Below are 12,995 nucleotides of genomic sequence, written 5' to 3' on the forward strand. Positions count from 1 at the left end.
GTCTCTCTGATAGTTAGGGCTTTACCGATATTTTGGTCTAAGCTGGTAGCGTAAAGCAGTGCTTTTTTGCGAGCATCATCAATAGCTGCAATGCGTGCCTCTTGTTGTAGTTTAGCTCTTACACTGTCTTCTATGCCGAAAGTTACACTATTTATCTGGTTAACACCTGCTTCGAAGAGAGCGTCCATTAGGGTTTCGTATTTTGCCAAGTTGTCCAATTTTATTTTGACAGTTTGCGAAATGTGGTATTGGTAGGTTTTGGTGTTGTAATCGTAATTCTTGTACAACGATACGTAGTCGGTCTGAAAATTCTTTATTGGCACTTCTTCTTTGTTGATAGCCTGAATTACTTTGGCTAACTTCTCTCCATTTTCTTGGCGCAGTAGTTTTGCATCTTTCCCTTCGCCTTCTATACTTACTGATATATTTACAAGGGTAGGAGTAGCCTCGATACTTGCTTCGCCTACTACATTCACAGTAGGAACTACAGACTGTACAACCTCTTGTGCCGCCATCTGTGTCATACCCATATAGGATACGAATGAAAATAATAAAATGTAACGCTTCATATTTCTCAATTTATTTAGTAATTATTCAGGATACGCGATTCTCACGTGGTAAATATTGGTTAGTTTGCTCTTAAATACCTTCTTAATGGCTTCTATTTCTTTGAATGAAATATCTGAATTAGCAAACTGATTATCGTCTAACTGTTTTTTGATGATGCGGTCTACAAACTCTCCTAAGGCTTCGTAGGTAGGGTTTTTAAGACTTTTGGTAGCTGCTTCTACTGAGTCTGCCATCATAAGGATAGCCGTTTCTTTAGAGAAAGGAATGGGGCCTGGGTATCTAAAATCTTCCTCTTTTGCATTGGGGTTAGTGTCTAACTCTTTGCGGTAAAAATAATAAGTCAGGCTACGCCCGTGATGGGTGCGTATAAAGTCGATAAGGCGCTCAGGCAATTTGTGTTTGCGAGCAAGTTCTATCCCGTCAGCTACGTGCTTGATGATTACCTTAGCACTTTGTAAAGGGGTTAGCTGGTCGTGTGGGTTTAGGCTTGTCTTTTGGTTTTCAATAAAGTACAAGGGGTTTTGCATCTTTCCAATATCGTGATATAAAGCTCCTACGCGTACTAATAGTGTATTAGCTCCTATTTCGGCAGCAGCAGCTTCGGCTAAATTGGCTACCTGCATAGAGTGCTGAAAGGTACCTGGCGCTTTTTCAGAAAGTTGCCTTAATAATGGCGAATTGGTGTCGGACAACTCTAACAGCGAAACATCGGATACTAACCCAAAAGTGCGCTCGTATATATAGGTGAAAGGCTGTGAAAAGAGAATACCTATACCATTGAGAATGAATAGGGTGAGCAGCGAAAGGTCTAAGCCTTTGAGGGTGCCCTCGGTAATAGTATGAAAGGCTATGTAGATAATTAGGTAGGCACCTGTGATGAGGGCTGCTGAAATAAAACTACTCAACCGGTAATGTACATTCTTAGGCGTCAGAATAATAGTCATAGCAGCTATTATCTGTATAAAAACAAACTGAAAGCTGTTAGGCACTATGAAACCTGTGATGAGAATAGTGCAGATAAAGACAAAAAAGACAGTACGCAAATCAAAAAACGACTTGAGTATGAGTACCATCATCGCTACAGGCACTATGTAGATGTATTCTGGCAGGTGTTTTACTACGATACCTACAAATAGTATCATACAGAGCATATTTAGTAGTACCACTACCAATTTTAGGTTGCTCTTATAGATTTTCTTCTCGTAGAGCTTTAGATAGAGAGCCATCACTGCCAATACAATCGCTACCAATACGTAATAGCCCAAAAGCGACCAGTTGTAGTTATTCTGGTTCCAAGTCTGTGTTTCGTACTCGTCTTTTAGCGATTGTAGGGTGTTTAGCTTTTCGCCCTCTACTAATTCGCCTTTGGCTATAATGAGTTTCCCTTTATTCACCCAACCTCTAGTAAAAACGATTTCTTTCAGATTTTGGTCTAACGTTTTTTGAGTGAAATTCTGGTCTACCGTTAGGTTAGGAGTGAGTACATCGAAAAATAAATCGCAGTAGTTTTTTGCGTATTCGTTATAAGGAGATGAGTGGAAATAAGCCTTTACACTCGCGCTGAGGTGTTGCAATGAGAGTATTTGGGCAGTTGGCAGTTCCTCTATTTGGTTGTTATGCCTAATAACGGCTATCTCTGAAGGGCTATTGTCTGGCATTTTTAGTATAATCCCTTTGTGGTAACTGTCTTTTAAGAAAGTTTCGGCCTTTTGTAGCAAAACCTCCTTACGGGCAGCGGGTATATGACCAAAATAGTCGTTTTTCTTCTGTTGAAACTTCTGTAATGCCGATGTAAAAGCAGTTGTATCTTGGCGATAGTACACCGTAGAGTGCTCTGTAATTTGAGCTTCTTCAGCTTTTATCTGTTCAGCGGTTTTCTTTAAAGGAAAATCAAAAGGGGCATAAAGGTTTTCGTGCTGCCATAATTCTCCTTTGCGAAACTCGTATTTGAACTTCGCCTTTTCGGGGAAAACCTGTAGTATCAGTACTAAAGCTACAGCAAAAGCTAAGCCCTTAAATACTACTGACTGTTTTACAAAGAGTTTGATATTATGTAGTTTCATCGGTTTGATGGCTTTGAGAGGGCAAAGGTAGTAAAAAATACCTACTTCACAATAAACTCTACTCTTTTGTTTGCTTGGTGTTGTTCTTCAGTACAAGGCACTCCGTTTTCACAGCCATTTACGGGTTGTGTTTCTCCGTATCCCTTAGCGGTAAGCCGGTTGCGCGAGATGCCTTTATCTATCAGCCATTGCTCAATCACTTTGGCTTGGGTATTTGAAAGCGACATATTGTAATCGTCATCGCCTCGGCTATCAGTATGTACCTTTATATCGAGGCGTACATTAGGATGCTCTTCTAAGAAAGTTACTATTTTGGCTAATTGCACCGAAGCGTCGTAGCGTATGTTAATACGTCCGTAATCGAAATGTATATTGTCAATTTCAAAAACAGAAGCTAAATTATCGCCTTGGTTTACAGTAACACTTAAGGGGAGTAGCTGTATGAACTGCTGCATCTCGCCAGGGGTAACAAATATTAAAGGCAATGTAAATACTTCGTAATTGGGTTTTATCACTTGTAAGTAACCATACTCAAAAGCCGCGCCACTGCTCCTATTGCTCAGTACAAAGAAGCCGTTATCATCAGTAGTATCAGTAAGTAGGGTATGCATAGCCTCATTGGTGAGGATAATCTGAGCGTCGCTGATAAGACTGCCATTAACAGCATCGGTTACCATACCTATAAGCTCTTTGTGAGAGTAGTTATTAGGATTGGCAATTTTGGGTGCATTGGGCAATAACTCAGCAAACATACGTTGTGAGGCAGGAAGAAATTGGGCTAATACACGCTGTGCCTCTTTGTCTTTACCCATATTTTGCAGCGATTGACTGTAGTGGTACAAATCAATGGGCGAGGGCGTGTAGCCAGTAGTAGTGGTTAGCTTTTCATACCAAGTGAAGGCACTAGGGTATAGCTTTGAGGCGTAATAATAATCAGCCAAGCGTGTTACTACCTCTTGTGTTTGATAGCCTTTCTCGGCAATGGTTTGGTATATTAGGGCAGGGGTTATCCGTATTTGCGAAAAACTTAGTGCCACCGAGCCTATTAATAGGCTGAAGAATACTTTTGTTTTCATACTATTACGAATTTTAAGACTTTTATCGAGACAAATGTACGAAAATAAAGTTGAATAACCAAACTAAAAAAACAAAAAAATATTACGGTACGGGGTCATACCCACATCCGCCCCAAGGATGGCATCTGGCGATACGTTTTAGGGCTAACCAGCTTCCTTTAAAAGCACCGTATTTCTTTAGCGCCTCGAGAGCGTATTGCGAACAGGTAGGGGTATAACGACAAGTAGGTGGTTTCAGAGGAGAAACCACCACTTGATAAAATCGTACTAAAAAAATAAATAGATATTTCATTAACTGAAGCGCTCTATTACCTCATTGCTTACGCCAGTGCTTGAGAAACCACCATCGTGGTAGAGGTTCTGCATTGTTACTTTGCGGGTAAGGTCAGAGAATAGACTCACGGTATAGTTAGCACAATCTAGAGCCGTAGCGTTGCCTAGTGGCGACATTGCATCAGCGTAAGCTATAAAGCCACCAAAACCTTTTACGCCTTGTCCGGCAGTAGTAGGGGTAGGCGATTGCGAAATAGTGTTTACGCGTACTTTTTTGTCTTTACCAAAGAAGTAACCAAAGCTGCGAGCGATAGATTCTAAGTAGGCTTTGTTATCAGCCATATCATTATAGTCGGGGAAAGTGCGTTGTGCTGCCATATAGGTGAGGGCTACAATACTGCCCCACTCATTCATCGCATCGTTTTTATAGAGTACTTGGCACAACTTGTGAAAAGATAGGGCTGATACATCCCAACCTTTTTCGGTATTTGCGTAGTTAGACTCGGTGTAAGGTATATTCTTGCGCACGTTTACCGACATACCGATAGAGTGCAATACGAAGTCTAACTTACCGCCTAATATTTCTACTGATTTGGTAATCAAGTTTTCGAGGTCGTCCATATTAGTAGCATCAGCAGGGATAATTTCAGAGCCTGTTTTTTCGGCTAAGTTTTTTATTTGTCCCATACGCATAGCTACAGGGGCATTGGTAAGCACAAACTTACCACCTTCTTCGTGTACACGCTCTGCAGTTTTCCACGCAATTGAATTTTCGTCTAAGGCACCAAATATGATACCTCTCTTTCCTTTTAATAAATTGTACATTTTTTTTAGATATTAGTTTTTAGTTTTTAGTTGTTAGCTTCTAACCTCTAACGACTAATTTTCAAATTCCTTTAGGGTATTGATAATGATGTTAATACACTCTCTTAATTCTGTTTCGTTCATTACTAATGGAGGCGCAAACCTAATGATATTGCCGTGGGTAGGTTTAGCTAATAGTCCATTATCGCGCATCCTTAGGCAGATGTTCCACGCGGTATCGCTATCTTCAGTGTCGTTGATAACTACTGCATTCAGCAGTCCTTTGCCGCGTACTAAAGTAGCTACCTTTGAGTTTTTGATATAGTCGCTGAGCTCTTTGCGGAAAATCTCACCTAAACGAGCGGCATTTTCAGCCAATTGTTCGTCTTTTACCACTTGTAGCGCTTCTATAGCAACAGCCGCTGCCAAAGGGTTACCCCCAAAGGTACTGCCGTGCTGTCCCGCTTTTATTACGTGCATAATGCGGTCATCGGCAAGTACTGCACTTACAGGATAAACCCCTCCGCTGATAGCTTTGCCAAGTATTAAAATATCGGGCTTAACATTCTCGTGGTCTACTGCCAAACGCTTGCCAGTACGCGCTACGCCTGTTTGTACCTCATCGGCTATAAAAAGGGCGTTATAACGTTCGCATAAGGCTTTAGCACCACTTAGGTAACCTTCAGAAGGCACATATACTCCCGCTTCGCCTTGTATAGGCTCTACTAAAAAACCTGCTACGGTAGCTGCATTTTCAGCCAATACTTTTTCTAAGGCAGCTAAGTCGTTATATGGTACTGATACAAAGCCCGGTGTATAAGGCCCGAAGTTAGTACGCGCATTCTTGTCAGACGAAAAAGAGACTACTGTAGTAGTGCGCCCGTGAAAGTTCTGCTCGCATACGATGATAATAGCAGCACTTTCGGGTACGCCTTTTTGTTCGTAAGCCCATTTACGGCATATTTTGATAGCTGTTTCTACCGCTTCAGCTCCTGTATTCATAGGAAGGACTTTCTCAAAGCCAAAATATTCAGTAACATACTTTTCATATACGCCTAATTTGTCGTTATAAAAAGCGCGAGAGGTAAGGGTAAGCGTTTGCGCTTGTTCTGTTAGCGCTTTGATGATACGTGGGTGGCAGTGCCCTTGGTTTACAGCAGAATAAGAGGAAAGGAAGTCGAAATAACGTTTTCCTTCCACATCCCACACGTATACGCCTTGCCCTTTGCTAAGCACTACTGGCAGGGGGTGATAGTTATGCGCTCCGTACTGGTTTTCTAGAGCCATAGCCTCTTCTGAGGTTAATGTATTCTTTGTCATATTGTTTAATATTTAGATTTTAGGTTTAGGGGGTTATGCTATCATTACAGCGCCTACGGTAGCGTTGCTGGTTTCATCTATTAGAATAGCGCTGCCCATTGGCGGATTGTCAGTAAAAGCATCATATACTAAAGGGGCTGCTGCTTTTATACGTATTTTGGCTATCTCATTGAGTTTTACGCTTTCCACCTCTTCTTCTTGGTCGAGGGTATTGACATCTATCTTATAGGCAATTTCTTTTACTACTACCTTCACCAATCGACTGCGCTGCTGTAGTAGGTACTTGTTGCCCTCTTTTAGGGCGCGCTTGTCCATCCAGCAGACAATCGCTTCTATCTCTTGACTTTGAGCGGGTTCAGCCTCTTCGCTGGCAAAGTAGTCACCGCGCGAAATGTCGATATCGTCTTCAATGTGCATCACTACAGGCTCGCCAGCTTTAGCTTCGGCTACCTCCTCGCCATTGCGCTCTATTTTGCTTATCTTAGTGCTGATACCTTCGGGTAGTACCACTATTGCATCGCCTTTGCGGTAAGTGCCCGAAATGATTTCGCCTGCATAGCCTCGATAGTCGTGTAGGGCTTCGGTCTGTGGGCGTATAACGTATTGCACCTGAAAACGCCGCTCTTTGTAGCTGTTCTGACTAATTTCTATTGTCTCTAAAAAGTCTAAAAGCGAAGTGCCTTTATACCAAGGCATTGCCTCAGTGGTATTCACTATATTATCGCCTACGAAAGCCGAAATAGGGAAGTAATGCACGCTTTTGAGTCCCAAACGTTTGGCAACGGTTTCGTATTCGCGTTTGATGTTTTCAAAAGTATCTTCAGCATAGCCTACCAAGTCCATTTTATTTACGGCTACCACCACTTCGGGTATGTTAAGCAGGGAGGCGATAATAGAGTGACGACGCGTTTGTTCGGTTACCCCATTGCGGGCATCGACTAAGATGATGATAAGCTGCGAGTTAGAGGCACCGGTTATCATATTGCGGGTGTACTGGGTATGGCCAGGGGCATCGGCGATGATAAACTTGCGCTTAGGGGTAGCGAAATAGCGATATGCCACATCTATAGTGATGCCTTGTTCGCGCTCGGCACGCAGACCATCGGTTAGGATAGCGAGGTCTATACCATCGTCGTTTTTATTTTTAGATTGTTGTTCGAGGGCTTCTAACTGGTCAGCCAATATGCTTTTGCTGTCGTATAGCAGTCTGCCGATGAGGGTACTTTTGCCGTCATCTACGTTTCCTGCAGTTATAAATCTTAGTATATTCATTTTTAATTTGTCGATGTGCTAATATTGGGGATTAGCAAATTTGTTGCAAAGGTACAAATAATTTGGGAATTAGCAAATTTTAGGAAGAGTCGGAGTGCGAGCCCCACTGGCGATTGTGGGACAGGTGGGAGTGCAAGCCGCACCGGCGATTATGGGACGGGTGGGAGTGCGAGCCGCACCGGCGATTATGGGACGGGTGAAACAGGTGGGACGGGTGAGACTGGGAGGAATGAGGATATTTTTTCTAGTTTTGGCAGGGTAAATAGTTATTTGTACTTCGGGGATTGTTCGTTTATTGTTCGGTGATCCTAAAGGGTAAGTATATCTAAAGTAAAGGGTAGGTGTGAAGAGAAAAAAAATCTGTTTGTCAAATCATTAAATTTGCTAATTGGCAAATTATTCTTACCTTTGCCGTATGAATGAAACTGATATTACCCCTATACCCGAAAATACACCGTCTTTGCAACGGAACTCACGTCCGCAGCCTACTATTGAGCGCGGCAAAATACCCCCTCAAGACCTTAATCTAGAAGAAGTTATCTTGGGGGCTATGCTCATTGATAAAAAAGGAGTTGATGATGTTATAGATATTCTCAACCCTGAGGTTTTCTACAAAAAGCAACACCAGCTTATCTATCAGGCTATCTTTGAGCTTTTTAATCAATCAGAAGCTATCGACCTACTAACCGTAGCCGAGCAGTTGCGCCGTACGGGTAACCTAGAAGCCGCTGGGGGTGAGTTTTACCTTATCAACCTTACTCAACGAGTATCGTCGTCTGCCAATGTAGAGTTTCACGCCCGCATCGTTTTGCAGAAGTTTATCAAGCGAAAGCTGATAGAAATATCAGCTAAAATAATAGAAGATGCTTATGATGATACCCGCGATGTGTTCGACTCATTAGACAATGCCGAGCAGATGCTCTATGAGGTAACCCAAGGCAACCTAAAACGCTCAAGCGAAGCAGCAGGCGATTTGGTACTGAAGGCACTGAAAAAAATACAAGAACTTTCTAATAAAACTGATGGCTTTAGTGGGGTGCCCTCTGGCTTTACTAAGCTCGACCAACTGACCTCAGGGTGGCAAGCTAGCGACCTTATTATCATAGCCGCGCGTCCTGGTATGGGTAAAACTGCCCTTACCCTTTCGATGGCACGCAATATAGCCGTAGGGCAGAACATACCAGTAGCTTTCTTTTCGCTCGAGATGTCGGCAGTACAGCTTATCACCCGTCTGATTTCTTCTGAAACAGGACTTTCGTCAGAAAAGTTGCGTACCGGAAAACTCGAAGAACACGAGTGGTTTGTGCTGAATACTAAGGTAAAAGACCTCGAAAAAGCTCCTTTGTATATAGACGATACTCCCTCGATTTCTATATTCGACCTTCGCGCTAAAGCACGCCGTCTCTCTACCCAATTTGGCATCAAGCTTATAGTTATCGACTATCTACAGCTGATGACGGCAGGCGGTAGCAAAGGGGTGGGCAACCGTGAGCAGGAAATATCTACTATCTCGCGCAACCTGAAGGCATTAGCTAAAGAGTTAGACGTCCCTGTTATTGCCCTATCACAGCTTTCGCGTAATGTAGAGGCACGCCCTGGTCATAAACGTCCACAGCTGTCTGACTTGCGTGAGTCCGGAGCCATAGAGCAAGATGCCGACATCGTTTCGTTTATCTATCGACCTGAATACTACAAGATTAACGAATGGGATGACGAAGCCCAAACCCCTACAGCAGGGCAAGCTGAGTTTATAGTAGCTAAACACCGCAATGGGGGGTTAGATAATATACGCTTGAAGTTTGAAGGGCATTTGGGTAGGTTTGCTAATTTAGATGAATACGGATATACACCTTTTGCTACCCAAGAGTTAGGTTCGAAGATGAATGATAAGGTAGCCTTTGAACCCCTACCGACAGGGCAACCCTCGCAGGCTTTTGGCACTCCTGAGCCTACCGATGATACCGGTGTTCCATTTTAGAAAAATAACTAACAGATGAAGAAAAGACAGCCTATACAGTCAGCACCAGAGCCCGAAGTAATTTACTTAGCGGGAGGATGCTTTTGGGGTACCGAGCACTTTTTTAAGCAAGTGCGCGGAGTACTAAGCGTGCAATCGGGCTACGTAAACGGACATACTAATAAGCCTACTTACGAAGAGGTGGTAACGGGCGAGACGGGTTATGCTGAGGCTGTAAAGCTGACTTATGACCCTCAACAGCTGAGTTTTAAGAAACTGCTTGCGCTATTTTTTTCCACTATTGACCCTACCTCGCTCAATCAGCAAGGCACAGATGTAGGTACTCATTACCGTACAGGTATTTATTACGTGAATGAGCAACAGCGCATTACCGCTGAGCACGCCCTACGCAAGCTCGCTGCCCGCTATACACAGCCCATAGTGGTAGAGTGCGAACCTTTTAGGGTATTTCAGCCTGCTGAAGACTGGCATACCGATTATTTGGCTAAATTCCCTTCAGTAGATTGCCATATCGCCCCTGAGGTACTCGCTAATGCCAGAATGGCAAACCCGATTAAACTCGGTGGCAACCGACGCCCTCTTAAAAAGCTTTATCAATTTGCAAATCATAATTGATAATTCATACTCAAAATTCAAAAAAGATGATAAAATCGTATCTTTCAAAAATATTTGCCGCTATTGTTAGAAAAAGGATAGACCGATGGGCAAAAAATCCTGTCGCTACACAACAAAAGGTATTTGAGCAACTGATAGCACAAGCCAAAGACACGGCTTTTGGGCGCGACCATCATTTTGATGAGATTAAAAGCTATGATGATTTTGTAGCCCGTGTGCCGATACGCGATTATGAGGCATTGCGCCCCTATATAGAAAGGGTAGTGGAGGGGGAGCCCAATGTGCTATGGAAGGGGAAACCGCTTTATTTTGCCAAAACTTCAGGCACTACCAGCGGAGCAAAGTACATACCTATTACCAAAGCCTCTATGCCTTTCCACATACAGGCAGCCCGCGATGCCATACTCTGCTATATACACGAAACTAAAAAAGCAGCTTTTGTAGAGGGGAAAATGATATTCCTGCAAGGGAGTCCGATATTGGGTGAAAAAAATGGTATTAAAACCGGTAGGCTCTCAGGGATTGTAGCCCACTATGTGCCTGCCTACTTACAGCGCAACCGTATGCCCTCTTATAAAACAAATTGTATTGAGGATTGGGAGACAAAGGTAGAAGCTATAGTTACCGAGACTTTCTCGGAAAATATGACCCTTATTAGCGGTATTCCTTCGTGGGTGTTAATGTACTTCGAGCGACTCTATACGCGCTCAGGGCTGAAAGTAGGACAACTATTTCCTAACTTCAATCTTTTTATCTACGGAGGGGTGAACTACGAGCCTTATCGACAAAAGTTTGAGCACCTTATAGGGCGGAAGGTAGATAGTATAGAGCTTTACCCTGCCAGCGAAGGTTTTTTTGCTTACCAAGATAGTCAGACCGAAAAAGGAATGCTTTTATTGCTGAATGCTGGTATTTTCTACGAATTTGTAGAAGCAGATACCTTCTTTAGCCAGCAGCCTAAGCGGATACCCCTACAAGAGGTACAGTTAGGGGTGAATTACGCTCTTATTATCTCTACCAATGCAGGTTTATGGGGCTATAATATAGGTGATACGGTACAGTTTACCTCTCTTGCTCCTTATCGTATAGTAGTAACAGGGCGTATTAAGCATTTTATTTCGGCTTTTGGCGAACACGTGATAGCCAAAGAGGTAGAAGAAGCTATGCAGCAAGCACTCGAAGCTACAGGGGCAGGGATTACTGAGTTTACCGTAGCTCCGCAAGTCAATCCTACAGATGGGCAATTGCCTTACCACGAGTGGTTTGTAGAATTTGAACAAAAACCTGCTGATATGCAACGCTTTGCCCAAGTGATAGACGAGGCATTGCAAAAGCAAAATATGTATTATTACGACCTAATACAGGGTAAGGTGCTACAGCCGCTAAAAATTACTGAAGTACCTGCCGGAGGGTTTGCTAGCTATATGAAGTCGCTAGGCAAACTCGGTGGTCAGAACAAAATACAGCGATTGGCAAATGACCGTAGTGTAGCAGATAAATTAAAACTTTTTTAAGAAAAATTTGGCAGTCTCAAAATAATGTACTACTTTTGGCACGCTTTTATAAATAAACAAACTTTTCCGATATGAACTTTCCGTCTGATTTGAAATATACTAAAGACCACGCTTGGGTGCGCCGCGAGGGCAATACGGCTACTGTAGGTATTACCGACTTTGCACAACGAGAGTTGAGTGACATCGTATATGTAGAAGTAGAAACAGTAGGCGATACCCTGCCTCAGGATACTATTTTTGGCACAGTAGAAGCTATAAAAACAGTTTCAGACCTTTTTATGCCTGTGAGTGGCGAAGTGATAGCTTTTAACGAGCCACTGATTCGCAAGCCAGAGGTGGTGAATACCGACCCTTATGGCGAAGGTTGGATGATACAGATAGCAATGAGTGCCCCTGAAGAGTGGGACACCCTACTAACTGCAGAAGAATACAGACAGCTCATAGATGCTTAAGTATAAATACATTATAGCGTGGGGGGTATGGGTGCTAATAATATTCATTTTGTGCCTTATGTCGGGCAAGGAAATGCCTGATGCTCCGCGAATTCCTTACTTAGACAAGGTAGTGCACTTTGGTTTTTACTTTGGGTATACTGTATTGTTTATAGTAAGTTTTGGTAAAGAAACACAAGCGTTCAAAAGCGCTAAAAAACTCAATTTGTGGGCTTTTGTAAGTGCTTTTATCTTAGGAGGCACTATAGAATTGCTGCAAGGGTGGTTAACCACCACACGGTCGGCAGACCCTATGGATATGGTGTTTAACACGTTTGGCATAATTGTTGCTTTACTTTTTATGACAAGATATAAAGAGCTTTTTAGATAATTGTTAAAATATAATTTAATAACCTTTTAAAAGAAAATCATTATGCAACCTAAAAAAAATCCGAAAGCCGACTTGGCAAAAAGTAGTGGATTGTTCTTTGCTATTGGTTTTGCTATCGTTTCAGGTCTCTCATTATGGGGCTTTGAAGCTAAAATGTATGACAAAGCTAAGAAAGACGATCGACAGTCAGAGCTAAATAAGCCACTTGATGAGGATCAAGAAAACTTCGTGGTAGAAGCTCCTGATACCCCACCGCCACCACCGCCACCACCAGCTCCTGCTGAAGTACAAGACGTGGAAGTGGTAGACAACAAGGCTAATATCCAAGAGCAAGCAATTGCCAGCAACGAAACTACTAAAGAAGAAAAAGTAGCTGAAGTAAAGGATATCAAACCTTCTGAACCAGTAGATGATATTCCTATTGATGTGCCTTTCACTATCATTGAAGATAAACCGATGTTTGATGCTTGCAAAAACGAGCCTAAAGACAGACAGTTTCAGTGCTTCAAAGAAAACTTGGATAAACACGTAAGCAAAAACTTCGTCTATCCACCTGCTGCTCTAGAGATGGGTATACAAGGAAAAGTGAATGTGAGTTTCCGTATTAATGTTGATGGTACTATCACTGTATTAGGTGTTCGTGGTACTGATAAACTATTGGAAGCTGAAGCAAAACGTATCATCGAAA

13 protein-coding genes are annotated in these 12,995 nt (G+C 42.6%); 6 read left to right on the forward strand and 7 right to left on the reverse strand.

What is annotated here, in order from left to right; translation table 11 throughout:
* The 7 genes from HMPREF9074_RS01335 to HMPREF9074_RS01360 form a co-directional block, all read right to left on the reverse strand.
* Nucleotides 1-569: SIMPL domain-containing protein (locus HMPREF9074_RS01335; protein ID WP_034539423.1), on the reverse strand; the 569-nt coding region annotated here is incomplete at its 3' end.
* A 21-nt stretch (nucleotides 570-590) separates the two neighbouring features.
* Nucleotides 591-2,633, reverse strand: a complete 2,043-nt coding sequence (locus HMPREF9074_RS01340; RefSeq protein ID WP_009733889.1) for an HD family phosphohydrolase — start codon at nucleotides 2,631-2,633, stop codon at nucleotides 591-593.
* Nucleotides 2,634-2,674: 41 nt separating this feature from the next.
* Complete coding sequence (locus HMPREF9074_RS01345) at nucleotides 2,675-3,709, reverse strand: OmpA family protein (protein WP_009733888.1); 1,035 nt, start codon at nucleotides 3,707-3,709, stop codon at nucleotides 2,675-2,677.
* Between the two features lie 82 nt (nucleotides 3,710-3,791).
* Nucleotides 3,792-4,001 carry a membrane protein insertion efficiency factor YidD gene (yidD, locus tag HMPREF9074_RS11830; RefSeq protein ID WP_009733887.1) on the reverse strand — a complete coding sequence of 70 codons (210 nt, stop codon included), beginning with the start codon at nucleotides 3,999-4,001 and terminating at the stop codon, nucleotides 3,792-3,794.
* Entirely contained in the window at nucleotides 4,001-4,807 is an 807-nt protein-coding gene (locus HMPREF9074_RS01350; protein ID WP_009733886.1) for an enoyl-ACP reductase FabI, read from the reverse strand. Before HMPREF9074_RS01350 ends, yidD begins: the two co-directional genes overlap by 1 nt.
* Before the next feature lie 54 nt (nucleotides 4,808-4,861).
* On the reverse strand, nucleotides 4,862-6,106 hold the full coding sequence (rocD, locus tag HMPREF9074_RS01355; protein WP_009733885.1) for an ornithine--oxo-acid transaminase: 1,245 nt from the start codon (nucleotides 6,104-6,106) through the stop codon (nucleotides 4,862-4,864).
* A 33-nt stretch (nucleotides 6,107-6,139) separates the two neighbouring features.
* The gene (locus HMPREF9074_RS01360; protein ID WP_009733884.1) at nucleotides 6,140-7,378 is read right to left on the reverse strand and encodes a sulfate adenylyltransferase subunit 1; all 1,239 of its coding nucleotides are present in this window, start codon (nucleotides 7,376-7,378) and stop codon (nucleotides 6,140-6,142) included.
* A gap of 415 nt (nucleotides 7,379-7,793) precedes the next feature.
* Between HMPREF9074_RS01360 and dnaB the strand changes: the two genes are divergently transcribed.
* The 6 genes from dnaB to HMPREF9074_RS01395 form a co-directional block, all read left to right on the forward strand.
* The gene (gene dnaB / locus HMPREF9074_RS01370) at nucleotides 7,794-9,356 is read left to right on the forward strand and encodes a replicative DNA helicase (RefSeq protein ID WP_009733882.1); all 1,563 of its coding nucleotides are present in this window, start codon (nucleotides 7,794-7,796) and stop codon (nucleotides 9,354-9,356) included.
* A gap of 15 nt (nucleotides 9,357-9,371) precedes the next feature.
* Nucleotides 9,372-9,971 (forward strand): peptide-methionine (S)-S-oxide reductase MsrA, encoded by a 600-nt coding sequence (msrA, locus tag HMPREF9074_RS01375; RefSeq protein ID WP_009733881.1) that lies wholly within the window; start codon nucleotides 9,372-9,374, stop codon nucleotides 9,969-9,971.
* A gap of 26 nt (nucleotides 9,972-9,997) precedes the next feature.
* Nucleotides 9,998-11,485, forward strand: coding sequence for a GH3 auxin-responsive promoter family protein (locus HMPREF9074_RS01380; RefSeq protein WP_009733880.1), 1,488 nt, complete (start codon nucleotides 9,998-10,000; stop codon nucleotides 11,483-11,485).
* 71 nt (nucleotides 11,486-11,556) lie between these two features.
* Nucleotides 11,557-11,937 carry a glycine cleavage system protein GcvH gene (gene gcvH, locus HMPREF9074_RS01385; RefSeq protein WP_009733879.1) on the forward strand — a complete coding sequence of 127 codons (381 nt, stop codon included), beginning with the start codon at nucleotides 11,557-11,559 and terminating at the stop codon, nucleotides 11,935-11,937.
* Nucleotides 11,930-12,307 carry a VanZ family protein gene (locus HMPREF9074_RS01390; RefSeq protein WP_009733878.1) on the forward strand — a complete coding sequence of 126 codons (378 nt, stop codon included), beginning with the start codon at nucleotides 11,930-11,932 and terminating at the stop codon, nucleotides 12,305-12,307. Before gcvH ends, HMPREF9074_RS01390 begins: the two co-directional genes overlap by 8 nt.
* A 42-nt stretch (nucleotides 12,308-12,349) precedes the next feature.
* Nucleotides 12,350-12,995 (forward strand): energy transducer TonB (locus HMPREF9074_RS01395; RefSeq protein WP_052141354.1); only part of this gene is annotated, 646 nt, incomplete at its 3' end.

The sequence above is a fragment of the Capnocytophaga sp. oral taxon 329 str. F0087 genome (genome assembly GCF_000213295.2).
Classification (GTDB): Bacteria; Bacteroidota; Bacteroidia; order Flavobacteriales; family Flavobacteriaceae; genus Capnocytophaga; species Capnocytophaga leadbetteri_A.